The 23,324-nt window shown below is 67.6% G+C and carries 21 protein-coding genes; 15 read left to right on the top strand and 6 right to left on the bottom strand.

What is annotated here, in order from left to right; genetic code table 11:
- The first annotated feature begins 8 nt into the window (after positions 1 to 8).
- The 12 genes from F0U60_RS26645 (at position 9) to F0U60_RS26590 (ending at position 11,668) form a co-directional block, all read left to right on the top strand.
- Positions 9 to 1,154, top strand: coding sequence for an acyl-CoA dehydrogenase family protein (locus F0U60_RS26645; protein ID WP_395825011.1), 1,146 nt, complete (start codon positions 9 to 11; stop codon positions 1,152 to 1,154).
- Positions 1,154 to 2,023 carry a hypothetical protein gene (locus F0U60_RS26640; protein WP_395825008.1) on the top strand — a complete coding sequence of 290 codons (870 nt, stop codon included), beginning with the start codon at positions 1,154 to 1,156 and terminating at the stop codon, positions 2,021 to 2,023. The genes F0U60_RS26645 and F0U60_RS26640 overlap by 1 nt, the downstream gene beginning before the upstream one ends.
- Before the next feature lie 4 nt (positions 2,024 to 2,027).
- A complete protein-coding gene (meaB, locus tag F0U60_RS26635; RefSeq protein ID WP_395825005.1) occupies positions 2,028 to 3,068 on the top strand; it encodes a methylmalonyl Co-A mutase-associated GTPase MeaB in 1,041 nt (346 codons plus the stop codon).
- A gap of 6 nt (positions 3,069 to 3,074) precedes the next feature.
- Entirely contained in the window at positions 3,075 to 3,860 is a 786-nt protein-coding gene (rnc, locus tag F0U60_RS26630; RefSeq protein WP_395825002.1) for a ribonuclease III, read from the top strand.
- A 77-nt stretch (positions 3,861 to 3,937) separates the two neighbouring features.
- Positions 3,938 to 4,495, top strand: coding sequence for a peptidylprolyl isomerase (locus F0U60_RS26625; protein ID WP_395824999.1), 558 nt, complete (start codon positions 3,938 to 3,940; stop codon positions 4,493 to 4,495).
- 145 nt (positions 4,496 to 4,640) lie between these two features.
- Positions 4,641 to 5,582, top strand: coding sequence for a GTPase Era (gene era, locus F0U60_RS26620; protein ID WP_395824996.1), 942 nt, complete (start codon positions 4,641 to 4,643; stop codon positions 5,580 to 5,582).
- A gap of 11 nt (positions 5,583 to 5,593) precedes the next feature.
- Entirely contained in the window at positions 5,594 to 7,045 is a 1,452-nt protein-coding gene (der, locus tag F0U60_RS26615; protein ID WP_395824993.1) for a ribosome biogenesis GTPase Der, read from the top strand.
- 79 nt (positions 7,046 to 7,124) lie between these two features.
- Entirely contained in the window at positions 7,125 to 7,934 is an 810-nt protein-coding gene (locus tag F0U60_RS26610; RefSeq protein WP_395824990.1) for a tol-pal system YbgF family protein, read from the top strand.
- Positions 7,935 to 7,944: 10 nt separating this feature from the next.
- Complete coding sequence (locus F0U60_RS26605; RefSeq protein ID WP_395824987.1) at positions 7,945 to 9,105, top strand: PQQ-binding-like beta-propeller repeat protein; 1,161 nt, start codon at positions 7,945 to 7,947, stop codon at positions 9,103 to 9,105.
- Between the two features lie 8 nt (positions 9,106 to 9,113).
- Positions 9,114 to 9,533: a (deoxy)nucleoside triphosphate pyrophosphohydrolase gene (locus F0U60_RS26600; RefSeq protein WP_395824984.1), complete on the top strand. Its 420-nt coding sequence runs from the start codon at positions 9,114 to 9,116 to the stop codon at positions 9,531 to 9,533.
- Positions 9,533 to 10,417: a ribonuclease H-like domain-containing protein gene (locus F0U60_RS26595; protein ID WP_395824981.1), complete on the top strand. Its 885-nt coding sequence runs from the start codon at positions 9,533 to 9,535 to the stop codon at positions 10,415 to 10,417. The genes F0U60_RS26600 and F0U60_RS26595 overlap by 1 nt, the downstream gene beginning before the upstream one ends.
- A gap of 132 nt (positions 10,418 to 10,549) precedes the next feature.
- Complete coding sequence (locus F0U60_RS26590; protein WP_395824978.1) at positions 10,550 to 11,668, top strand: serine/threonine-protein kinase; 1,119 nt, start codon at positions 10,550 to 10,552, stop codon at positions 11,666 to 11,668.
- 26 nt (positions 11,669 to 11,694) lie between these two features.
- Here the strand turns inward: F0U60_RS26590 and F0U60_RS26585 are convergent, their stop codons facing one another.
- Positions 11,695 to 12,243 (bottom strand): hypothetical protein, encoded by a 549-nt coding sequence (locus tag F0U60_RS26585; protein ID WP_395824975.1) that lies wholly within the window; start codon positions 12,241 to 12,243, stop codon positions 11,695 to 11,697.
- Positions 12,244 to 12,636: 393 nt separating this feature from the next.
- Here F0U60_RS26585 and F0U60_RS26580 point away from each other — a divergent pair, with 393 nt between their 5' ends.
- Positions 12,637 to 14,718 carry a S46 family peptidase gene (locus tag F0U60_RS26580; RefSeq protein WP_395824972.1) on the top strand — a complete coding sequence of 694 codons (2,082 nt, stop codon included), beginning with the start codon at positions 12,637 to 12,639 and terminating at the stop codon, positions 14,716 to 14,718.
- Positions 14,719 to 14,813: 95 nt separating this feature from the next.
- Here the strand turns inward: F0U60_RS26580 and guaA are convergent, their stop codons facing one another.
- The gene (guaA, locus tag F0U60_RS26575; protein ID WP_395824969.1) at positions 14,814 to 16,367 is read right to left on the bottom strand and encodes a glutamine-hydrolyzing GMP synthase; all 1,554 of its coding nucleotides are present in this window, start codon (positions 16,365 to 16,367) and stop codon (positions 14,814 to 14,816) included.
- Between the two features lie 95 nt (positions 16,368 to 16,462).
- Between guaA and F0U60_RS26570 the strand changes: the two genes are divergently transcribed.
- Positions 16,463 to 17,077, top strand: a complete 615-nt coding sequence (locus F0U60_RS26570; RefSeq protein ID WP_395824966.1) for a hypothetical protein — start codon at positions 16,463 to 16,465, stop codon at positions 17,075 to 17,077.
- A gap of 32 nt (positions 17,078 to 17,109) precedes the next feature.
- Here F0U60_RS26570 and guaB read toward each other — a convergent pair whose 3' ends face one another.
- Complete coding sequence (gene guaB / locus F0U60_RS26565) at positions 17,110 to 18,567, bottom strand: IMP dehydrogenase (protein WP_395824963.1); 1,458 nt, start codon at positions 18,565 to 18,567, stop codon at positions 17,110 to 17,112.
- Between the two features lie 163 nt (positions 18,568 to 18,730).
- On the opposite strand from guaB, the gene F0U60_RS26560 reads away from it, so the two are divergent.
- Positions 18,731 to 21,160: a TIGR02266 family protein gene (locus tag F0U60_RS26560; protein ID WP_395824960.1), complete on the top strand. Its 2,430-nt coding sequence runs from the start codon at positions 18,731 to 18,733 to the stop codon at positions 21,158 to 21,160.
- Positions 21,161 to 21,219: 59 nt separating this feature from the next.
- Here F0U60_RS26560 and F0U60_RS26555 read toward each other — a convergent pair whose 3' ends face one another.
- The 3 genes from F0U60_RS26555 to F0U60_RS26545 all read right to left on the bottom strand — a co-directional run bounded on the left by F0U60_RS26555 (position 21,220) and on the right by F0U60_RS26545 (position 23,315).
- The gene (locus tag F0U60_RS26555) at positions 21,220 to 21,969 is read right to left on the bottom strand and encodes a DedA family protein (protein ID WP_395824957.1); all 750 of its coding nucleotides are present in this window, start codon (positions 21,967 to 21,969) and stop codon (positions 21,220 to 21,222) included.
- A gap of 336 nt (positions 21,970 to 22,305) precedes the next feature.
- A complete protein-coding gene (locus tag F0U60_RS26550) occupies positions 22,306 to 22,761 on the bottom strand; it encodes a cyclic nucleotide-binding domain-containing protein (RefSeq protein WP_395824954.1) in 456 nt (151 codons plus the stop codon).
- Between the two features lie 38 nt (positions 22,762 to 22,799).
- Positions 22,800 to 23,315 (bottom strand): gamma carbonic anhydrase family protein, encoded by a 516-nt coding sequence (locus tag F0U60_RS26545; RefSeq protein ID WP_395824951.1) that lies wholly within the window; start codon positions 23,313 to 23,315, stop codon positions 22,800 to 22,802.
- Between the last annotated feature and the right edge of the window lie 9 nt (positions 23,316 to 23,324).

Below are 23,324 nucleotides of genomic sequence, written 5' to 3'. Positions count from 1 at the left end.
TCCCCGACATGGACTTCGAACTTCCCGAAAGCCATCGAGCCCTTCAGTCCTCCCTTCGTGACTTCTGCGAGCGCAAGGTCAAGCCCTACGCGCGCGAGTGGGACAAGGAGGAGAAGTTCCCGATGGAGGTCGTCCGGGAGCTGGGTGAGCTGGGCGTGCTGGGCATGCTGGTGTCCGAGGAGTACGGCGGCGCCGCCATGGACTCGCTCGCCGTGGCGGTGGCGGTCGAGGAGATCGCCCGCTACGACGGCTCGCTGGCCCTCACCGTGGCCTCCCACAACGGGCTGGGCACCAGCCACCTGCGCGTGTTCGGCAATGACGCGCAGCGGCGCAAGTACCTGCCCAAGCTGGCTACCGGCGAGTACCTCGGCGCCTGGGGCCTCACCGAGCCCGGCAGCGGCTCGGACGCTGCGGGTATGAAGACGACTGCCGTCCGCAAGGGCGACAACTGGGTGCTCAACGGCGCGAAGATGTTCATCACGCAGGGCACCGTGGGCAGCGTCTTCGTGGTGCTGGCGGTGACGTCGCCGGAGAAGAAGCAGAAGGGCATCACCGCCTTCATCCTGGAGAAGGGGATGCCCGGCTTCAGCCAGCGGCCCATCCACGGCAAGCTGGGCATGCGCTCCTCGGACACGGCGGAGCTGGTGCTGGAGAACGTGGAGGTGCCGGACTCGCAGCGGCTGGGTGAGGTGGACCACGGCTTCATCGACACGATGAAGATCCTCGACAAGGGCCGCATCACCATCGGCGCGCTGGCGGTGGGCCTGGCCCGCGGGGCGCTGGAGGAGTCGGTGCGCTACGCCCGGGAGCGCACGGCCTTCGGCCAGCCCATCTCCGAGTTCCAGGGTCTGCGCTGGATGTTCGCGGACATGAAGACGGAGACGGACGCGGCACGATTGTTGGTTCACCGCGCGGCCTACCTGGCCGATGCGGGCCAGCCGTACAGCCAGGAGGCCTCGATGGCGAAGCTGTTCGCCTCCGAGGTGGCCACGCGGGCCTGCGGCAAGGCGGTGCAGATCCACGGTGGCTACGGCTACACCCGCGAGTTCCCCGTCGAGCGCTACCTGCGTGACGCCAAGCTGTGTGAGATCGGCGAGGGCACGAGCGAGATCCAGCGCTCCATCATCGCGCGCGAGGTCTTCAAGAAGGCGTGATGGACACGGCCCGGCTGAGACAGCTCGGACTGGAGGTGCGGGGCGAGGGGGAAGGCCTGGAGGCGACCCTCGTCCTGACCGAGCCCCTGGAGAACCCAGTGGGTGGCCGCCAGGTGGAGCGGGTGGGCTTCCAGGTCCAGGGGGAGCGGCTGGTGCCCGTGGACCCGCCGGAGGTGGTGGGGCTGCGTCCCATCGCACTGGGCTCGGTGCAGGGGACTCGCGAGGTGGAGGCGGAGGTCGTGGACGCCTTCAACGAGCACCTCTTCCACGTGCAGCGGCGCTCCGCGGAGCTGCGGGCGCTGGGGCTGAGCCCCGAGGTGGATCCGGTATCGCTGAGGCTGTCCACGCACCTGTCCGAGCACGGGCTGGCGCTGACGTTGGTGGCGGACCGGCAGGGCAACTTCCAGGTGTCGAGCGCGGTGAGGGACGGGCAGGCCCTGTCCGTGCCGCAGGGGCACACCTTCGAGCTGTCCGAGTTCCGTGAGCGCGGTGCGTTGGTGGGCTACCTGGCCGCGCTGTTCGGCGAGCAGGGGTCGGCGGAGGCCGTCCGGACGAGGCCGGAGGCGAGCGAGGGTGTGGTGGGCTTCTCGGAGGTCGTTCGGGCCTTCGGGGAGGGAGCACTCGTGCCCCCGCGCAGTGGGCTGGAGCTGCTGGTGCTGCTCGAAGTGGAGGGGCGACCCTACCGTTTCGCAGCGGCACGCGTGGCCGGCCGGACCTTCCGGGGTCTGCTGGCGGGGGCGCAGGGCAAGGTATGGGCGGAGCGTTTCGAACTAGATGATTTCCCCGGAGTTGTCCCACTGGTGGCGGACCTGCTGAAGGTCCCCGCCGAGGCCGTGAAGCTGATAGGCCCGGGCGCTCGACAGGAGTAAGGGTTTGGCAACGAAGGCGAGTCTGTCCCAGAGGGTTCTGCAGGGCGATGTGCGGGCCGCGTCGCGCCTGATGCGCAACATCGACGATGGCGAGCCGGAGGCCACCGAGGCCCTGCGCGAGCTGTTCCCCAAGACGGGGCGGGCCTACATCATTGGCATCACCGGCTCGCCGGGCGCGGGCAAGTCCACGCTGACGGATCGGCTCATTGCCCACCTGCGCAAGGCGGGCAAGACGGTGGGCGTCATCGCGGTGGACCCGACGAGCCCGTTCACCGGCGGCGCCATCCTGGGCGATCGCATCCGCATGCAGGACCACGCGACGGATCCGGGCGTCTTCATCCGCTCGCTGGCCACGCGTGGGCACCTGGGAGGCCTGTCGCGCGCCACGGGCGACTGCATCCGGGTGATGGACGCCATGGGGCGCGACGTCATCATCGTGGAGACGGTGGGCGTGGGGCAGGATGAAATCGACATCGCCCAGATGGCGCACACCACGCTCGTGGTGACGGTGCCGGGCATGGGGGATGACATTCAGGCCATCAAGGCCGGCATCCTCGAGGTGGCGGACATCTTCGTGGTGAACAAGGCCGACCTGGACGGGGCGGACCGGGTGGTGCGCGAGCTGCGGATGATGCTGGAGCTGCGCCACGCGGTGAAGGCGCCGCCCATGGACCATGACGCCCACCACCGGATGGTGCGCGCCAAGGCCGAGGGCAAGCACGTGGAAGAGCCGGCGGGGCCTCGGGAGTGGGAGCCGCCCATCCTCAAGGTGGTGGCCGCGAGGGATCAAGGCGTGGCCGACCTGGTGAAGAACATCGACGAGCACCGCGCCTTCCTGGAGGAGACGGGAGAGCGCAAGACGAAGGAGCGCACCCGGGCGGCGGCGCAATTCGTGGCCCTGCTGCGCGAGCGGCTGCTCAAGAGCGCCTTGTCGCGCCTCGAGCGAGAGCGGGGCCAACTGGACGAGGTGGCCGGGCGCATCGCGGAGCGTCAGGCGGATCCCTACGCGCTCGCCGAGGAGCTCGCGAGCCAGCTCGCGGAGTAGAGGCCCGTGCCGACCCTGCAACCCTCCGAGCGCGTGAAGGCCCTGGAGGAGCGGCTGGGGACGACGTTTACCCGTCCCGAGCTGGCCCTCACCGCGCTGACACACAAGAGTTGGATCAACGAGCACCGGGGCGAGGGCTTCCAGGACAACGAGCGTCTGGAGTTCCTCGGGGATGCGGTGCTGAACCTGGCCGTGGGCCACCGGTTGATGGAGCGCTTCCCCCAGATGAAGGAGGGGGAGCTCACGCCGCTGCGCGCCCGTATCGTCAATGAGGAGGGCCTCTCGCGCATCGCCCGCCGGCTGGCGCTGGGCGAGCTGCTCCAGTTGGGGCGGGGCGAGGAGCTGAGTGGCGGCCGGGAGAAGAGCTCGCTACTGGCCAACGCGCTGGAGGCTGTCTTCGCCGCCATGTACCTGGGCTCCGGGCTGGAGCCGGTGATGGCGTTGGTGGACCGGCACTTCTCGGAGGCGCTGGAGGGCGTGGCGCAGGCGCTCGGCCGGCAGGACTACAAGACGAAGCTTCAGGAGGCGGCGCAGGAGCGCCTGAAGCTGACGCCGCGCTACCAGATCGTCTCCGAGACGGGCCCCGACCACGAGAAGATCTTCGAGGTGGAGGTAGTGCTGGGCCCGGACGTGTATGCCCGGGCCACGGGGCGCAGCAAGAAGGACGCGGAGCAGACGGCCGCCCACGCCGCCCTGGAGTTGCTGGATCGGGGGGAAAAGCCGGGGCAGGGGGTGGCCCAGGGGGTGACTCTGGCACCCGCTCCAGGTCCGAAGGACGACACCCCGGCCTGAAACTGCTTGGCCGCCCTGGGGTCGGGGAATAAGGTCCCGCGCCCATCCGCTAGTGGGTTTAAACCCGGGAGGCAGCCATGGGAATGATGGATGAGGCGCGTGCGGGCAACGATCTCTACGCCACCTTCGACACCACGGAGGGGCAGATTGTCGTGAAGCTGTTCCCGAAGGACGCGCCGGAGACGGTGCAGAACTTCGTTGGGTTGGCCACGGGCGAGAAGGAGTGGACGCACCCGGCCACGCGCGAGCGCATGACGGGCAAGCCGCTCTACGACGGGACGATCTTCCACCGCTGCATCGCGAACTTCATGATTCAGGGTGGGGATCCGCTCGGCCAGGGCATCGGCGGGCCGGGGTACAAGTTCAAGGATGAGTTCCAGAGCGGCCGTCGTTTCGACAAGAAGGGCCTGCTGGCCATGGCCAACGCTGGCCCCAACAGCAACGGCAGCCAGTTCTTCATCACCGTGGTGCCGACGCCGCACCTCAACAACCGGCACACCATCTTCGGCGAGGTTGTAAAGGGCCAGGACGTCGCTGACCGCATCGCCAACGAGATTCCCAAGGGCGCGGGCGACCGGCCGCGTACCGATGTGCGCATCAACAAGCTGACCATCTCTACCTCCGCACCGGCCTAGGCCTCCTCGCAGCCGCCCTGGAGGCGGTTGCTTGCCTGCCTGGGAGGGTTCACGGCGGGTCAGATGTTCTATGTCGTTCCGAGTAGTTCCTGGGGAGTCCCCGCGGAGGGGACTCCTGATCACCTTCGACCTTCGAAGCACCTAGATGGCCCAAAAGACACACCGCAGCGGGTTCGCCGCGCTCATTGGTCGTCCCAACGTGGGCAAGAGCACGCTGCTCAATCAACTGACTGGCGAGAAGCTCGCCATCGTCTCTCCGAAGCCGCAGACCACCCGGAACCGGATTCTGGGGGTGGTGACGCGGCCGGAGGGGCAGGTGGCCTTCCTCGACACGCCCGGCATCCACCAGGCCAAGGGCGAGCTCAACCGTTACATGGTGGACGTGGCCCTTCAGGCGGCGGACGAGGTGGACCTGGTCCTCTTCGTCGTTGAGCCGACGGGCTCGGACAAGCCCGAGGTGGGGCCGGGCAACCGGTTCATCCTCGAGCGACTGCAGAAGGCGGGCAAGCCCACCTTCCTGGTCATCAACAAGATCGACACGGTGCCCAAGCCGGTGCTGCTGCCGCTCATCGACCTGTACCGCAGGGAATTCCCCTTCGCCGAGGTGGTGCCCATCTCCGCGAAGGAGGACGACGGGGTGGAGAATCTCTTCCAGGCGGTACTCCAGCACCTGCCCGAGGGAGAGCCGCTCTTTCCCGAGGACGTGCTGACGGATCAGGCGGAGAAGACGCTGGTGGCGGAGTACATCCGCGAGCAGGTGCTGCGGCACTGCCGGCAGGAGATTCCGTACTCCACGGCGGTGCTGGTGGACTTCTTCGACGAGTCCGAGCGCGAGCCGCCGCCTGGAACGCCCCCCGGAAAGCTGGCGGGCCTGATTCGGATTGCCGCCTCCATCTACGTGGAGCGTGACAGCCAGAAGGCCATCATCATCGGGAAGCAAGGGCAGATGTTGAAGACGATCGGGACGGACGCGCGCAAATCCATCCAGCGGTTGCTGGGGGCGCACGTGTACCTCTCGCTACGGGTCCGGGTGGAGCCTCGCTGGAGCGAGCGTCCCGAGGGCCTCAAGAAGCTCGGTTACGAGTAGGAAGTACGCGCATGAAGCCTTTGGTCGCCATCGTGGGTCGCCCCAATGTGGGCAAGTCCACGCTCTTCAATCGCCTCGCCCGGCGTCGCATCGCCTTGGTGGAGGACATCCCCGGAGTCACCCGCGACCGGCAGTACTGGGACGTGGAGTACGAGGGCCGGGAGCTCACCATTATCGACACGGGCGGTTTCGTGCCCGGGGAGAAGGACTCCCTGCTGCAGCAGGTGCGCGAGCAGGCGCAGCTGGCGGTGGAGGAGTGTGACGCCATCATCTTCGTGACGGACGCCCGTGCTGGGCTGACGTCCGCGGACCAGGAGGTGGCCTCCTACCTGCGCCAGAGCGGCAAGCCGGTGGTGGTGGCCGCCAACAAGCTGGACAGCGAGTCACAGTCCCTCCAGGCGCACGCCGCCGAGTTCTTCCGGCTGGGCCTGGGGGATGTGTTCCCCATCTCGGCCGAGCACGGTCTGGGCGTGGGCTCGATGATGGAGACGGTGGTGGGCAAGCTGCCGCCCCTGTCTCCGGAGGAGCTCGAGGCCCGGAAGAAGGCCGCAGAGGCCGAGGAGCGCGCGGAGCGGGGGGAGGAGGAGGGCGCGGAGGAGGCGCCCGCCGAGGAGGAGGAGGAGCGTCCCATCCGGGTGGCCATCATTGGCCGGCCCAATGTGGGCAAGAGCACCCTGGTCAACGCGCTGCTGAAGGAGAAGCGGGTGGTGGCCAGCGAGGTGCCGGGGACCACGCGCGACCCCATCGACTCGGAGCTCAAGTACAAGGACCGGCAGGTGATCCTCACGGACACCGCGGGTATCCGGCGCAAGAAGACGATCGCCCACCGGCTGGAGAAGTTCTCGGTGGTGGCGGCGCTCAAGGCGATGGAGCGCAGCGACGTGGCGGTGCTGTTGATGGATGCCACGGAGCCGGCGGTGGACCAGGATGCCAAGCTGGCCGGCATTGCCGAGGAGAAGGGCCGCGCGCTGGTCATCGTGGTGAACAAGTGGGATCTGATCAGCACGGATCAGCGCAAGCAGGAGATCTTCCGCGAGGAGCTCAAGCACGCGCTGAAGTTCGTGGGGTACGCGCCCATCGTGTTCACGTCGGCGCTCACCGGCTCGAAGGTGGAGAAGGTGCTGGAGCTAGCGGTGGAGCTGGCGGACCAGTTCCGTTACCGGGCACCCACCCCGCAGCTCAACCGGCTGCTCAAGCACATCGAGGAAAACCACCCGGCGCCCATCGTGGGACGGGGACCACTCCGGGTGTACTACATGGCCCAGGTGGGTACGGCTCCTCCTACCTTTGCGCTCACGTGTAACCGGCCGGACGGGGTGCCGGACATGTACAAGCGCTACCTCACCAACCAGCTGCGCAAGACGTTCGACCTGCGGGTGCCCATCCGGATGCTGTTCCGGGAGCGACCGGGCCAGGCCAAGCGTGCTGCGAGGAAGAAGCCCAAGCTGGCCGGGAAGCATTGAGGGCCGTCCGCGTTGACACTGCCGGTGCGCGCTCCGTAGATTGCGCGCCCTTCGACCCCCGAGAGAGGTGCGAACCACCGTGGCCGAGAAGTCCGAGAAGATGACGAAGCAGGAGCTCCGTGCTCCGGATGCCTTCCAGCTGTATGGCGCCGAGGCGAGCGACTGGCTGGAGAAGCGGCGGCAGCTGATTGGCGCCGCGGTGGCTGTGATCATCGTGGGCGGACTGATCGCCGCGCTGGTGAACTACTTCTCCACCCGAGGCGAGGAGAAGGCCTCCAAGCAGCTGGGCCAGGCGCTCCAGGTGCTGGACCGGCCGGTGATCGCCAGCACGGAGCCGTTGCAGCCGCAGCCGGGCGAGGAGCCCCCCTTCAAGACCGACAAGGAGAAGGACGAGGCCATCGTCAAGTCGCTCTCCGACTTCCGTGCGGCGCACAAGGGCACGGAGGCCGCGGTGACGGCGGCGCTGCCGCTGGGGAAGGCCCAGTACCGGCTGGGGGACTACGATGGGGCGCTGGCCTCCTTCAGCGAGTACACCCGGGACGCCGACAAGAAGGAACCGCTGGTGGCCTCGGCCTACGAGGGTCAGGGCTACGCCCACGAGGCGAAGGGCCAGCTGGATCAGGCGCTCGCGGCCTTCCAGGAGATGGCGAAGGTGGAGTCGGGTGAGTTCCTCCAGGGGATGGGTCAGTACCATCAGGGGCGCATCCTCGCGGCGCAGGGTAAGAAGGACGAGGCGGCGCAGCTGCTGGCGGATCTGAAGTCCTCTCAGCCGAACACGGCGGCCGGACGCCTGGCCACCGAGCGGTTGGCTGTGCTTGCGGCCCAGGGCGTGAAGGTGCCCGAGCCGAAGACGGCGCCGGCCACCACCCAGGCGCAGGACGCGGGGTAGACGCTGGCCTATGTGGACCGCGAGCCGGTGGAAGCGTTGGGCAGGTGGGCTCGCGGCGGCGGGCCTGCTCGGTGCATGCACCACGGTGCCGGTGTACGGCAACCCGGTCACCTCCGCCCCGGTGCAGCCGCCACACCATTTCTTCTCGGTGGACTGGTGGAAGCAGCTCGTCAGCCCCACGCTGCTCGAGTACGCGCCGCGTGAGCAGGCCCAGCCGGCCTACGACGCGAAGAACGAGCGTGTCATCGCGCTCACCCGGGATGGCTACGTCCGGAGCATTGGCGCCGAGGGCCAGGAGGCCTGGAACTTCCGGGCGGGCAACCGCTTCTACGCGGGCGCGACGGTGGCCGAGGGCATCGTCTACGTGCCGGGCACGGACGGTGTGCTGTACGCCCTGGATGGGAAGACGGGCGAGCTCAAGTGGAAGTACGCGGCAGGCGAGGCGCTCGCCACGGCCCCGGTGCTCGCGGGCGACCTGGTGCTGGTGGCCTCGCAGAGCGACACCCTGTTCGCGGTGAAGCGGGCCACGGGTGAGTTGGCGTGGCTGTACCGGAGGGATCCACCGGCCGGCTTCACCATTCACCGGGCGTCCGCGCCGGCGGTGCGCGAGCAGACGGCATGGGTGGGCTTCTCCGACGGCACGCTGGTGTCGCTGGATCTCACGGACGGCAGCGTGAGGTGGGAGCGTTTGCTGGCACCGAGCGGCGTCGCGCAGTTCGTGGACGTGGACACCCAGCCCGTGCTGGACGAGTCGGGCCATGTCTACGCTGCGTCGTACGCGGGTGGCCTCTACGCGCTCGACGCCGAGACGGGTGACGTGGTGTGGAACTCGGTGGCGCAGGGCATCACCTCGCTGCTGGTGCACGCGGGGGTGGTGGTGGCCACGGGGGATGACCGCCTGGATGCCTACATGGCGGACGGCGGACGGCTCATCTGGTCGCAGACCCTCCAGGAACGTGCCGGGATGGAGCCCGTGTTGGTCAAGGGGATGCTCCTGGTACCGGCACAGCGCTCCTTGCTCTTCGTGGACCCGCGCACGGGCCAGTCGCGCCTGGCGTGGAACCCGGGCGAGGGAATCTCGGCTCCGCCGCGGGTGGTGGGGACGAAGGCGTACGTGCTGTCCAACAACGGCTACCTGTACGCCCTCCGGCTGGATGGGAGGAGCGGTTGACGCAAGGGGTGACGAAGAGGACGGTCCGTGTCGTGGCCGCCCTCATCCCCCAGCCCGGGGATGACTCGCGGTTCCTGGTGCAGCAGCGGCTGCCGGGTGGGAGCCGGGGGTTACTCTGGGAGTTCCCGGGCGGGAAGGTGGAGCCCGGGGAGTCCGAGCCGGCGGCGCTGGCTCGTGAGTGCCGGGAGGAGCTGGATGTGCAGCTCCACGTGGGGAGGCGGCTATGGGCGGGGAGACACGAGTATTCGGACCTGACGGTGGAGCTGGTGCTGTACGCGGCCCGGCTGGAGTCGGGGGAGCCGAAGACGCTGGGGGCGAACGCCCTGGCGTTCCTGACGCCGGCGGAGATGCAGGCGCTGCCGTTCTGCGAAGCGGACATTCCGCCCCTGGAGGACCTGGTGGCGGGCAGGTTGGATCCGCTGGGCTGATGCTGCGGCGCACCTTCCAGCTCATTCCGGGCGTGGGTCCCTGGAAGGAGAAGGATCTGTGGGCCCGGGGCATCCAAACCTGGGATGACTTCCCGGAGTCTGGCGTGGTGCTCGGCCAGAAGCTGGACGATGGGGCCCGCCGGCGGTTGGCGCTGGCGCGCGAGGCCCTCGAGCGGCGCGATCTGAAGGGCCTGGCCGCCATGGTGCCGCCGCGGGAGCACTGGCGGCTGTACCCCGAGTTCGCACGCGACGCGGTCTACTTCGACATCGAAACGGACGGTGCGCAGGATCAGGTGCCCACGGTGGTGGCGCTCTTCGATGACGGCGGTCTGCGCGTCTTCATCCAGGGCCGCAACATGGACGCGCTGCCCGAGGCCATGGCAGAGCGGCGGTTGTGGGTGACGTTCAACGGCTCGTGCTTCGACGTGCCGGTGCTGCGCCAATACTTCGGCAAGGCCTTCCCGACACCGGACGCGCACATTGATCTGCGCTTCGTGTGCCGGCGGTTGGGTATGGGCGGCGGTCTGAAGGAAATCGAAGACAAGCTGGGGCTGGGACGGCCACCACACATGAAGGGCGTGAACGGGTGGGACGCCGTGCTGCTGTGGCGTGCATACCTCGCTCGCGGAGACGTGGAGGCGCTGCGCTTCCTCGTCGAGTACAACCTCTATGACTCGTTCCAGCTCCGGTCGCTGATGGACAAGGCTTACAACCGCGCCTTGGACGACCTGAACATGGACGCTGAACCCCGGGTGCCGGTGTTCGAGCGAGGCGAGGTCCTCTATGACGTGAGCCGGCTCATCATGGAGCTCGGGCCCACGGAAAGAGACCTGCGCGTGCTGGAGCGGGTGCGCGCCCAGGACCGCGATCTGCGTCAGGACTGACGCCCCTCGGGAGAGGTCGGGCGGCTGTGTCAGCCCGGTCTGGTAGGGTGGTTGACGCTGGAGGTTCGGCGTACAAGCCCTACTTCTGGCATTCCATTGGCGCGGCGTTGGCGTCGCGAAGGAGAGCCCGAGATGTCCGTCGACAGGCCCGAGTCCTCGAACCACCCCCGGTTGCTGTTCTCCGTGGATGGGACCCGTTACGAGCTCGTCCGCAAGTTGGGGCGGCGGAGCAATGGTGAGCTGATGCTCGCACGGCGTCGCTACGCGAAGGGGCCCGCGGGCTCCGTGATCATCAAACGGCTGTCGCGGCCGGTCAGCGAGAAACAAAAGCAGCGCTTGAAGGAGGAAGTCCAGTTGGCGTACCGGCTGGATCATCCGGGGATCGCGAAGGTGCACCAATTGGTGCTGCATGGCGGCCTGCCATACGTGGTGATGGAGTACGTGGAAGGCCGTTCACTGGAGACGGTGCTGAGCGTCGCGGCCATGCGTCAACGGCCCATGTCCGAGGCCTTCGTTTGCCACGTGGTATCGGAGGTCGCGGATGCGCTCCACCATGCACACACGCGGACGGACGAGCACGGGCAACCCCTGGGGATCGTCCACCGGGACGTCAGCCCGGAGAACATTCGGGTGGGCTCCAACGGTGAAGTGAAGCTCGTGGATTTCGGGGTGGCGTACTCGCTGTTGCCCGGACGGGAGGCCACCACGGCGTCCGTGCTGCGCGGGGACATCGCCTATGCATCCCCCGAGCGCATGCGCCTGGAGAAGGTGGATCACCGCTCGGATCTGTTCTCGCTGGGGCTGGTGATGCTGGAGCTGCTCACGGGGAGGCACCTGTTTGATTTGGAGGACGTGGAGCAGGCGGCACGGGAGTCCGGGCCCGAGTCCGCTGCACTGGCCGAGGTGCGCTGCGAGGAGCCGAGCTGGGTTCCTGTCACGGAGATGGCGGCACGCATCGCGCGGTTCGGGCCGGAGGACGTGGAGCGGGCCACCCAGGGGCTTTCCGAGCCGCTGCGGGCCGTGGTGCACCGAACCCTCCGGAAGGATCCCGCCGAGCGCTACCAGTCCGGACTGGAGCTGCGTGATGCGCTCCGGGAGTTCCTTGTCATCCAGGGGCGCTCGTACGGACGGCCGGAGGCAGCGCGTGAGGTGCTCGTGGCGGTGAGGGAGGCGGAGCTGTTGCGCGAGTCCGCGGACGTGCTGGAACCGGACGTCTTCCCAGAGCTGCCTCCGCGGAGGACCGAGCACTGAGCGGAGGACCGGAGGCCGGCCGGGGCTCAGCGCTGGCGCCGTTTTTGTTTCTTCGTGGGAGGCGGTGGCTTTTCCTTTTCGCCAGAGACCTGGAAGGGAATCCGGACGTCGGCGACTTCGCGGCCCTGGGAATCGGTCATCGACGTGCCGGTCTGCGCGTCGATGACCAGGGTGTATTTGTGGCCCGTTTTGAGGGGCGTGGGCAGGGAGATCCGGTACAGCAGTCCGTTGGGGGATTCCTCGGCCGCATCATCCGAGACCATGGCGCGATCGACCTCGTCGAACAGGCGGATGCGGTAGTTGCGCAGCGCCAAGGAGCTGCGAACCTCGAGCGTCGACGTGGGATCAATGAGCGGACGTCCTTCTTCCTCGCCAACGAGGGGAATGGATTCCATCCCGGCATCCGCGAGCGCGTACTGAAGCGTGAAGGACGCGGGGCCCAATCCCGCGTCGGTGCCGGCGTCCGGTTCGGGGGCAGTGACGCCCGCGTCCTCGGTGGGGGCGGAGGGCTTGGGACATCCGGCCACGACGAGCGCGGCTGCGCAGACGGCGAAGCTCAAACGGAGGAGTCGCATAGGGGCTGGAGACCCTATGTCTCAACGCCCAGACGGAGAAGCCCGAAAGCCGGCAACCTGGCGCGGGGAGACGCCGTTCCGGAGGCTGGAGAACGGGCTTGGGACGGACCGACGCCCACCCCGTCTCCCTCTGACGAAGAGTCTGATAAGATGCGTTATGTAAACTAAGCCCCTGGCTTCCTGTGGAGCCTTGGACACGGGCTCCGGCCTCTGGTTTCCAGGTTCCCACTGGCTTCCGCCTGCGACGAGCCGCGTCATCACGACACCCTCCTGGCGCTCGGAATCAAAGTCCCGCTCATGGGTTCAGGTGCCGGGAATTTTCTCCCCGCTTGACCGGGACCCGCGGTTCCCAGGACAACCCCACCGCACCTCCGGATCCCGGAAAGGAATTTCATGAAGCGTCTGCTCATCGTCGCCTCCCTGATCGGCGCCACTCCCGCGCTCGCCGATGAGGGCATGTGGACGTACAACAACTTCCCCGCCGCCAAGGTCAAGGAGAAGTACGGCTTCGAGCCCTCCCAGCAGTGGCTCGACAAGGTCCGTCTGTCCTCGGCCAAGTTCGGCTACGGCTGCTCGTCGAGCTTCGTCTCCCCGAACGGCCTGGTGATGACGAACCACCACTGCGCCCGTGGCTGCATCCAGCAGCTCTCCACCGCCAAGAAGGACTTCATCGCCAACGGGTTCTACGCCAAGACCCAGGCCGAGGAACTTCAGTGCCCGGCCCTGGAGGTCAGCCAGCTCGTTCAGATCACCGACGTCACCGACCAGCTCAACACCGCCACCAAGGGCCTCACCGGCAAGCAGTACGCCGACAAACTCAAGGCCGAGATGGCCAGCCTGGAGAAGGCTTGCACCACCGGCGCGGACGTCCGCTGTGAAGTCGTGACGCTGTACCAGGGCGGCAAGTACAACCTCTACAAGTACCAGCGCTTCCAGGACGTCCGGCTCGTCTTCGCCCCCGAGCACGCCATCGCCTTCTTCGGCGGAGATCCGGACAACTTCGAGTTCCCCCGGTACGACCTGGATGTGACCTTCGTGCGCGTCTACAAGGACGGCAAGCCCGCGAAGATCGACAACTACTTCAAGTGGTCCGACAAGGGCGCCCAGGAAGGCGAGCTCACCTTCGTCTCCGGTCACCCGGGCAGGACCTCGCGCGGCCTGACCGTGGCGCAGCTCGAGTTCCTGCGGGACGTGACCCTGCCCAAGCAGCTCTTCAAGCTGTCTGAGATCCGCGGGATGGTCACCGAGTTCCAGAACCGCGGCGCCGAGCAGAAGCGCATCTCCACCAACCTGCTCTTTGGCGTGGAGAACGGCCTCAAGTCCATGAAGGGCAAGCACGAGCAGCTGCTCGACAAGAACTTCTTCGCCCAGAAGGTCGCCGCCGAGCAGGAGCTGCGCAAGAAGGTCGACGCGGATCCGAAGATGAAGACCAAGTACGGCGCCGCCTGGGACGAGATCGCTCGCGCCCAGGACACCTTCCGCAACATCCGCAAGGACTACGAGGCCATGGAGGCCGGCGGCATCAATTCGCAGCTCTTCAGCCTGGCCCGCACCCTGGTGCGCTACGCTGAGGAGTCCACCAAGCCGGACGCGGAGCGCTTGCGCGGGTTCAACGAGGCCAACCTGCCCATGCTCAACAACCAGCTGATGAGCAAGGCCCCCATCTATCCCGAGCTGGAGATCGCCCAGCTGACGTTCTCCTTCACCAAGCTGCGTGAGGAGCTGGGGCCGGATCACCCGTTCGTGAAGAAGGTGCTCGGCAAGGAGTCCCCGGCAGCCCTGGCCACCCGCCTGGTCAAGGGCTCCAAGCTGGCCGACCTCAAGGTCCGTGAGCAGCTCTCCAAGGGCGGCAAGGCGGCCATCGCGGCCTCCAAGGATCCGATGATCCAGCTGGCGGCCCTGATCGATCCGGACGCCCGTGCCATCCGCAAGACGTACGAGGAGCAGGTCGAGGCCGTCGTCCGCAAGAACAGCGAGCTCATCGCCCAGGCGAAGTTCGAGGTCTACGGCACCGGCATCTACCCGGACGCCACCGGGACGCTGCGCCTCTCCTTCGGCGCCGTGAAGGGCTACATGGAGGATGGCAAGAAGGTGGAGCCCATCACCCAGATGGGCGGCACCTTCGACCGCCACACCGGTGAGGATCCGTTCGCCCTGCCCAAGAGCTGGCTCGCCGCGAAGAAGGACCTGACGGCCACCACCCCGATGAACTTCGTCACCACCAACGACATCATCGGCGGCAACTCCGGCTCGCCCGTCATCAACAAGGACGCGGAGATCACCGGCCTGGTGTTCGACGGCAACATCCAGTCGCTCGGCGGTGACTACGGCTTCGACGAGAGCGTCAACCGCACCGTCGCCGTCCACAGCGAGGCGATCGTAGAGTCGCTCAAGAAGGTCTACAAGGCCGACCGCATCCTCGAGGAGCTGCGCCCGGGCTCCACGCCCGCCGTGAAGGCCAGCCCGGCCCAGTAGTCCCCCCGACCTGTAGCACCCTGAAAACAGAAGGGGCTGCCCGAGTGCATCCGGGCAGCCCCTTTGATTTCCGCCTCAGCACCCTGCCCGCGTGGTTACTCCCACTCGATGGTGGCGGGCGGCTTGGAGGAGACGTCGTAGACGACGCGGTTGATGCCACGCACTTCGTTGGTGATGCGCGTGGAGATGCGCTCGAGCACCGGGTACGGCAGCCGCGCCCAGTCCGCCGTCATGCCGTCCACGCTCGTCACCGCGCGCAACACGCAGGTGGACTCGTAGGTGCGCTCATCCCCCATCACGCCCACGCTCTGCACCGGCAGCAGCACCGCGAAGGCCTGCCACAGCTCCTTGTACAGCCCCGCGTCGCGGATCTCCTGCTGGACAATGGCGTCCGCGCGGCGCACCAGCTCCAGCCGCTCCTCGGTGATCTCCCCGAGCACCCGGATGGCCAGACCCGGCCCCGGGAACGGCTGCCGGGAGACCATCTCGTCCGGCAACCCCAGCTCGCGGCCCAGCGCGCGGACCTCATCCTTGAAGAGCTCGCGCAGCGGCTCCACCAGCTTGAGGTTCATCTTCTCCGGCAGCCCGCCCACGTTGTGGTGGCTCTTGATGGTGACGGACGGGCCCTTGTACGACACGGACTCGATCACGTCCGGGTACAGCGTGCCCTGCGCCAGGAACTCCGCACCCTGCACCTCGCGCGCGGCCTCCTCGAACACCGCGATGAACTCGCGGCCGATGATCTTCCGCTTCTTCTCCGGATCCGTGACGCCGGCGAGCTGCTCCAGGAAGCGCGCCCGCGCATCCACCGTCTTCAACGGCACGTGGAAGCGGTCCACGAAGAGCGCCTCCACCTGCGCGCGCTCGCCCTGCCGCAAGAGGCCGTTGTCCACGAAGATGCACTGCAGCCGCGCACCGAGCGCCCGGTGCAGCAGCAGCGCCGCCACCGAGCTGTCCACGCCACCCGACAGGCCGCAGATGACCCGGCCGTGCTCGCCCACCTGCCGGCGGATGGCCTCCTCCGCCTCCTGGATGAAGCCCTTCATCGTCCAGCTCCCGCTCACCTTGCAGTCGGTGAACAGGAAGGCGCGCAGAATCTCCTTGCCCAGCGGGGTGTGCACCACCTCGGGGTGGAACTGCAGGCCGTAGATGGGCTTGCTCTTGTGCGCCGCCGCCGCGAAGGGCGAGTTGCCGCTGCGGCCAATGGACTCGAAGTCCGGCGGCAGGGCGTCCACCCGGTCTCCGTGGCTCATCCACACCTTCACCCGGTCACCCTGGCGGAACGCGGCCAGCGGGCCCCGGGCTGCCAGCACCTCTACCTCGGCGGCGCCGTACTCGCGGTGCGCGGAACGGTCCACCCGCCCGCCCAGCAGCTTGGAGAGCAGCTGGAGCCCGTAGCAGATGCCCAGCACCGGCAGCCCCGCCTCGAAGACGAAGGGATCACACCTCGGGGAGCCCGGCGCCTCCACCGACGCCGGCCCTCCCGAGAGGATGATGCCCCGGGGAGCGAAGCGGCGGATGTCCTCCGCGGGTAGGTCGGGACGATGGATTTCGCAGTACACCCCGAGCTCCCGCACACGGCGGGCGATCAGCTGCGTGTACTGGCTCCCGAAATCGAGGATCAGGATCTTCTCGGCGTGAATATCCACACACTCTCCATGGGGGGCGCGCGTTGACGGATGCGGCCCTTACCGCTACAAACTTTCGGAAATCAACCATTAAGTCCCGCTCGATGAGGTCCTGGATGCGCCTGCCCGCCGTTGCAACCGTCCTGTTGCTGTCCACTACCGGTTGCGTGAAGGAGATCTCCTCGGAGGAGCGACTGGATCGCGAGACCCAGTTCCTGGGGGCCGCTGGGAGCACTCCGGATGCCGTGGCGCTGGGCAAGGTCCACTGCGACGACACGGACGAAGCCCTCAACCAGGCCCGGAACGTCAACCGCCCGGAGACCGACCGGGTGCTGAGCTACATCGACCTCTACACCTCGCTGATGAAGCGCAACGCCACCTTCGAGGAGGCGATGAACCGCAACCCGGACCTCCACTACACCGAGGGCAGCCAGAGCTTGGTGGCGGCTCGGGAGAAGTGCATCCTGCAGACCGCGGACGTGAGGATGGAGTTCGAGACCTACGTGCGCGAGCTCGTGGACGTGCCCACCGTGCAGGAGATCAAGGGCGGCAACACCGTCACGGTGGCCCGGATGGACTTCAACACCCTGCGCCAGGCCATCGAGGCCCTGAACCCGGATGACAAGGAGACCTTGCTGAACCGGGTGGGCAATGCGGAGAAGAAGGTGGCGCCCCCCAAGTCCGAAGAGGACTCCGCCCCCACCAGCTCCGGCCGCAAGCGCGGCAAGTAGCAGGCGGGCCCCCCGGCCCCCTCGTGAGCGCCCTACTCCACTCGGTAGTTGGGCGCCTCCTCGGTGATGATCACGTCGTGCACGTGGCTCTCCTTGAGCCCGGCCGAGGTGATGCGCACGAACTGTGCCTTGGTGCGCAGGTCCTCGATGGTGGGACAACCCACGTAGCCCATGCCGCTGCGCAGCCCCCCCAGCATCTGGTGGATGTTCATGGACAGGCTGCCCTTGTACGGCACGCGGCCCTCAATCCCCTCGGGGACGAGCTTCACCGCCTCGACCTCCGACTGGAAGTAGCGATCCTTGGAGCCCTGCTTCATGGCGCCCATGGAGCCCATGCCTCGGTAGCTCTTGTAGCTGCGCCCCTGGTACAGGATGACCTCGCCCGGAGCCTCCTCGGTGCCCGCGAAGAGCGAGCCGATCATCACCGTGCACGCCCCGGCGGCGAGCGCCTTGACGATGTCGCCGGAGTACTTGATGCCGCCGTCGGCGATGATGGGCACGCCGTGCTTGTCCGCCTCGCGCGCGCAGTCATCGATGGCGGTGAGCTGAGGCACTCCCACGCCGGCTACCACGCGCGTGGTGCAGATGGAGCCAGGGCCAATGCCCACCTTCACCGCGTCCACGCCTGCCTCGATGAGGGCCCGGGTCGCGGCGGCGGTGGCCACGTTACCGGCGATCAGCTCGAAGCCGCGGAAGTTCTTCCGCGTGTCGCGCACCGCGTCGATCACCCCCTTGGAGTGGCCGTGGGCGGTGTCGATGACGATCACATCCACGCCGGCCTTCACCAGCGCGTCGATTCGGGCCTCGCGATCCGCCGAGGCGCCCACGGCGGCCGCGCACAGCAGCCGGCCCTTGGCGTCCTTCGCCGCGTTGGGCCGCGTCCGGCGCTTCTCCATGTCCTTGATGGTGATGAGGCCCCGGAGCTCGAACTGCTCGTCCACGATGAGCAGCTTCTCGATGCGGTGCTCGTGCAGCAGCTTCTGGGCGTCGGCCTGGCTGATGCCCTCGCGGCCGGTGACGAGCTTGCGCGTCATCACCGCCTCCACCTTCTGCCCCAGATCCGTGACGAAGCGCACGTCGCGGCTGGTCACGATGCCCACCAGCTTGCGGCCCTGCACCACGGGGATGCCGGAGATGTTGTTGTGCTTCATCAGCTCGATGGCTCGCGCCAGCGGTGCCTGCGGCTCGACGGTGATGGGGTCCACCACCATCCCGCTCTCGAACTTCTTCACCTTCATGACCTCGAGCGCCTGCTGCTCGGGGGTCATGCTCTTGTGGATGACGCCGATACCGCCCTCTTGCGCCATGGCGATGGCGGTACGGGCCTCGGTGACGGTGTCCATGGCCGCGGACAGCAACGGGATGTTGAGCCGGAGGTTGCGGGTCAGCCGGGTCGAGAGGTCCGCATCTCGAGGAAGAAAGGAGCTCTCCGCTGGCTGGAGGAGAACGTCGTCGAAGGTCAGCGCGAGCCGGACGTCAGAGGTCAGCATGTGGGCTCCCGGGAGCAGCGGGTCATGCCCGCAGTGAAGCCGGTTTCCATAAAAGGTGAATCCGAGGGCCGCAACGCGCACTTTCACGGGCCGTCCGCCTGAGCCACCGACGAATGATGCTAGGATCGCCCGCTACCCCCCTTGGTTCTGCACAGGACCCCCTTTGACGCAGCCACACAACAAAGCCGCGGGAGAAGCGATCGGGTTGGTCGTCAAGCTGCCGTTCTCGACGCCCGAGGAGTTCCTGGCCAAGTACGGAGCGAACGTCACCCGTGGAGGCATCTACCTCCGCTCGAAGACGGTGAAACCTCCGGGTTCAGCGGTCACCCTGGACCTCAAGCTGGCTGACGGCTCGCGTCTCATCTACGCCTCGTCCGTCGTCCACTTCGTCACCGGCCAGGCCGGTCAGGGCATCTCCGGCATGGGGTTCCGCTTCCTGACCGTGGACCCTGCGACCCGGCAGTTCCTCGACTCCGCGGTGGCCGCCCTGCCACACGCACAGTCATCCTTACCTCCACTCCCAGCAGGCGTTGGGCCCGCCGATTACACGGTCCCCCAGGTAGAGGCTCCAGCGGTCGCCCCCGCGCCCGCTCCCGCGCCCGGCGAGCAGTTCCCGATGCCATCGTTCACCCCGTGGCCCGGAACCATCCCCGAGCTCCCCGATCCGCCCGCCGCGCCTCGGCCCGCCGCCCCCGCTGCTCATCCAGGAACCGTCCCCGCTGTCCGGCCTCCTTCGCACACGCCCCTGGATGTCCCGATGGCGATGCAGGCCCAGGCCTCGATGCCCTCGGGGCCCGTGTCGAACCCCGCGGCTCCAAGCGCCCCGCCCTTCGATCCGCCCACCGAGGAGCCCAAGCGGACCGGGCCCATCATCGGCATCGACCTGGGGACGACCAACTCCTGCGCCGCTTACGTGCGCAACAACAAGCCGGGCGTCCTCCCGAGCCGGGAGGGGCACAACACCGTGCCCTCCATCATCGCGCTCAACACCCGCGGCAAGCTCGTGGTGGGCCACCCGGCCAAGGGGCAGATGCTCACCAACCCGCGACAGACGGTGTACGGCGCCAAGCGCCTGGTGGGCCGCCCCTACGAGTCTCCCCTCGTCCGGCAGATCAAGGATCGCTTCGCCTATGAGATCGCCCCCGGCGAGGGCGGTGAGGCGGCGGTGCGGCTCGGCGATCGCATCTACACCCTGCAGCAGATCTCCGCGCTCATCCTCCGCGAGGTGAAGGAGGTGGCCCAGAATCAGCTCGGCCAGCCCATCTCGCGCGCGGTCATCACCGTCCCCGCCTACTACAACGACAACCAGCGCCAGGCGGTGCGCGAGGCCGGCCGGCTCGCCGGGCTCCATGTGGAGCGCATCCTCAACGAGCCCACCGCCGCCGCGCTCGCCTACGGCTTCGGCCGCAAGCTCAACCAGCGCGTGCTCGTCTATGACCTCGGCGGCGGCACCTTCGACGCCTCCGTGCTCGAGCTCAACGACACCCTCTACGAGGTGGTCTCCACCGGCGGCGACACCTTCCTGGGCGGCATCGACTTCGACAACGCCATCGTCGGGTACCTGCTGGAGCAGTTCCAACAGCAGCTCGGCTTCCCCTTCCAGGGAGACCGCGTGGCCATGCAGCGCATCCAGGACGCCGCCGAGCGCGCCAAGTGCGCCCTCTCGGAGCGCTCGCAGGTGCGCGTCCACGTGGCCTTCCTCACGATGATCGACGGCAAGCCCGTGGATCTCGACGTCAACCTCACCCGTGAGAAGCTCGTCGAGCTCACGGAGAAGCTCGTCGATCGCACCCTTGAGGTCTGCGCCGACGTGCTCGACGCCAAGGGGCTCACCCCCCGGAACATCGACGAGATCATCCTCGTGGGAGGCCAGAGCCGCTTCCCGCTCGTGCACGAGAAGATCTCCTGGTTCTTCGGCAAGGCGCCCACCAAGAACGTGCACCCGGACGAGGCCGTGGCGCTCGGCGCGGCGCTGCTGGCGCACAGCCTGGGACAGCTCGAGGGCGTGGTGCTCATCGACGTGCTCCCCATGGCCATCGGCGTGGGGCTGCCCGGTGGGCGCTTCAAGCCGGTGCTCGAGCGCAACGTGTCGCTCCCCGCAACCAAGAGCTACCAGCTCGCCACCAGCCGGGATGAGCAGCAGGAGATCGATCTGATCATCCTCCAGGGCGACTCGGAGCGGGCCGTGGAGAACGAGTACCTGGGGACGCTGAAGATCTCCGGGCTGCCTCCGGGGCCGCGCGGCTCGGTGAAGGTCTCCATCACCTTCGAGGTGAGCAACGAGTGCATCCTCAAGGTGACCGCACGCGAGCCGACCAGCGGCGTCGAGGTCATGAGCATCTTCAGCACGCGCGACACCCCGGAAGAGGTGAAGGCGAAGCTGGGGCTCCACCACCCGCATCCGGAGATTCCGGCTGGGCGTCTCCACCCCTCGTCGCCGGCTCGGACGCAGACGGGAGCGGGGGCCACCCCGGTGTACAAGCCCACGGCGGCTCCGCCAGTGCCGCTGCCCATCGCCATGGCTGCGACGGCTCGGGACGTGGCTCCGGGTGGACTGGTGGGCTGGTTGAAGCGAATCCTCGGACGCACGTGAGCCGGAAAGCAGGGCCCGAATGCCTCAGGGCCCTTCCCTTCCGGCTCAGGGGGAGGACATCAGTCGCGGATCTGCAGGCGCTCGGTGCCGGCGGGCTTGTCAAAGACGGGCGCCGCGGCCGGCTGGGCCTCGGGAGCGCCGGCCAGCAGGTGCGCGGGCACCGGCGAGGCCTTCACGGCGGCCTTGAGCGCCGCGCTGCGCAGGGCGGCGATCCGCTTGCGCCACACGAAGGCGACAATGCCCACCACCGCGAGCACGCCCACCACCACGATCTGGCCTTCCTTCATCCGATCGATGGCGTAGTCGAGCTTGTCGCCGAAGTGGAAGCCCAGCCACACGAAGAACGGCGCGGACAGGAGCGCCGCCAGGCCGTCCCAGAAGATGAAGCGCCAGTAGGACATGCCCGCAGAGCCGGCGGTGAAGTACGTCACCGCGCGCACACCGGGCAGGAAACGGGCGATCATCACGATCTTCTGCCCGTGCAGGGCGAACAGCCCCTCCACCTTGGCACGCTTCTCGGGCGTGACGACCCGGGCCAGGAAGCCCTTCGGCGAGCGGCCCACCTGCGTCCCCAACCGGCGCCCGGCGAGGAAGATGAGGCTGTCGCCCACCAGGATGCCCCCAAAGCCGATCAACATCATCATGGGCAGGCTGGCCGCGCCCTTGTGGGCCAGGAACCCTCCCAGGATGAGCGAGATGTCCTCGGGCAGTGGCACGCCGAGTCCGCAGGCCACCAGCACGCCAAAGACCGTGGCATAGGCAAGGAAGCCGTGGGTACTGCCCAGCAGATTGGTGAGGAATTCTTGCACGCTCGTCTCGTCTCTCTTCGCGTCCGTGGAGACCAGGTGGGCGTCACCCGGACCCTGGCCTCCAGCGCCCCCGCATGAACCAGGTGCGCCTCGTCAAAACTCCGAGCCCTATGCCGCAGGCCAGTGTAACCCCACGGCTGGCTGCCCCATCATCCCGTTGACCGCTTCTCCCCTTGGAGTCCGACCAGCCTTAACCAGGCGCCTCCCTGGCCGCATTCCCTCCTCGTCACCCCCAATGGGTGTGCGCGGGTAGGCATGGGTAGCAGCACTCGCGAAATCCCTCGCATTGTTCGCGGGGAAGGTAGCACGAGGCGCAAGGGGTACATCGTTACATCATCACGTCTTGCCCACGAGCGACTTCATGGCCTCGCGGTTGTCGCGGACCTTCTGGCCGAAGTGGGTGACGATGCCCATCAGCAGCTTCATGCAGGCCTGGGGCTTCTGGGCGGTGAGCTTCTGGAAGTCCGTGTGACGGATCTCCACGGCGGTCACATCCGTGACGGCGATGGCGGTGCACAGCCGCTCGCCTTTCTGGATGAGCGACAACTCGCCCAAGGGCTCACCCATACCTACATCGCCGAGCGTTACGTCCTCGCCCGCGGTGTTCCTCGCACTCAGGCGGACGGTGCCCTCTCCCACGATGAAGAGGGACTCGCCCGGGCGGTTCTCCAGGAAGAGCGCCGAGCCCTTGGGGAAGGCCCGGGCCATCCCGATGGCGGCGAAAATCTGGATGCCGACATCGGTGAAGTCCTTGAAGAGCGGGCTCGCCTTGAGTGCGGCTGCGACCTCCATGCGGTGTGGTCCTAACACGCACGCAGGCGTGCGTCACGTTAACGGCTGGCGCGGTGATCGGCGGCCGTGTGGACGTAGTGCTTGGCGGACTCGAGGAGGAAGGCGCGCTCCTCGTCGGTGAGGGTCCGCTTCACCTTGCCCGGAGAGCCCACCACCAGTGAGCCCGGAGGAATCTTCGTCCCCGGGGTGAGCAGCGTGCCGGCGCCGATGATGCAGTCGTCACCAATCTCCACGCCGTCCATGACGATGGCGCCCATGCCCACCAGCACGCGGTTGCCCACGGTGCACCCGTGCAGCACCACGTGGTGCCCCACCGTCACGTCGTCACCGATGTTCGTCGTGTACCGGTTGCTGGTGACGTGGATCATCGTGAGATCCTGGATGTTGGTCCTCTGGCCGATGCGGATGGGGTTCACGTCCCCCCGCAGCACCGAGTTGAACCACACCGAGGAGTCCTCCCCCAGCTCCACGTCCCCGATGACCTGGGCCGAGTCCTCGATGAAGCAGCTCGGGTGGACGCGTGGGGTCTTGTCCTTGAAACGTCTCAGGGCCATGGGTTTGGG

Source organism: Archangium minus (genome assembly GCF_044360475.1).
GTDB classification, from domain to species: domain Bacteria; phylum Myxococcota; class Myxococcia; order Myxococcales; family Myxococcaceae; genus Archangium; species Archangium minus.
The sequence above is the reverse complement of the archived record's forward strand: the minus strand, read 5'-3'. Positions and strand labels throughout refer to the sequence as shown.

Excerpts from the sequence above, each read along its gene's own strand:
- F0U60_RS26605 (WP_395824987.1), top strand. The coding sequence starts at position 7,945 with ATGTGGACCGCGAGCCGGTGGAAGCGTTGGGCAGGTGGGCTCGCGGCG.
- F0U60_RS26595 (WP_395824981.1), top strand. The coding sequence starts at position 9,533 with ATGCTGCGGCGCACCTTCCAGCTCATTCCGGGCGTGGGTCCCTGGAAG.
- F0U60_RS26550 (WP_395824954.1), bottom strand. The coding sequence starts at position 22,761 with ATGGAGGTCGCAGCCGCACTCAAGGCGAGCCCGCTCTTCAAGGACTTC.
- F0U60_RS26645 (WP_395825011.1), top strand. The coding sequence starts at position 9 with ATGGACTTCGAACTTCCCGAAAGCCATCGAGCCCTTCAGTCCTCCCTT.
- guaB (WP_395824963.1), bottom strand. The coding sequence starts at position 18,567 with ATGCTGACCTCTGACGTCCGGCTCGCGCTGACCTTCGACGACGTTCTC.
- F0U60_RS26585 (WP_395824975.1), bottom strand. The coding sequence starts at position 12,243 with ATGCGACTCCTCCGTTTGAGCTTCGCCGTCTGCGCAGCCGCGCTCGTC.
- era (WP_395824996.1), top strand. The coding sequence starts at position 4,641 with ATGGCCCAAAAGACACACCGCAGCGGGTTCGCCGCGCTCATTGGTCGT.
- F0U60_RS26570 (WP_395824966.1), top strand. The coding sequence starts at position 16,463 with ATGCGCCTGCCCGCCGTTGCAACCGTCCTGTTGCTGTCCACTACCGGT.
- der (WP_395824993.1), top strand. The coding sequence starts at position 5,594 with ATGAAGCCTTTGGTCGCCATCGTGGGTCGCCCCAATGTGGGCAAGTCC.
- F0U60_RS26590 (WP_395824978.1), top strand. The coding sequence starts at position 10,550 with ATGTCCGTCGACAGGCCCGAGTCCTCGAACCACCCCCGGTTGCTGTTC.
- F0U60_RS26640 (WP_395825008.1), top strand. The coding sequence starts at position 1,154 with ATGGACACGGCCCGGCTGAGACAGCTCGGACTGGAGGTGCGGGGCGAG.
- F0U60_RS26625 (WP_395824999.1), top strand. The coding sequence starts at position 3,938 with ATGGGAATGATGGATGAGGCGCGTGCGGGCAACGATCTCTACGCCACC.
- F0U60_RS26580 (WP_395824972.1), top strand. The coding sequence starts at position 12,637 with ATGAAGCGTCTGCTCATCGTCGCCTCCCTGATCGGCGCCACTCCCGCG.
- F0U60_RS26545 (WP_395824951.1), bottom strand. The coding sequence starts at position 23,315 with ATGGCCCTGAGACGTTTCAAGGACAAGACCCCACGCGTCCACCCGAGC.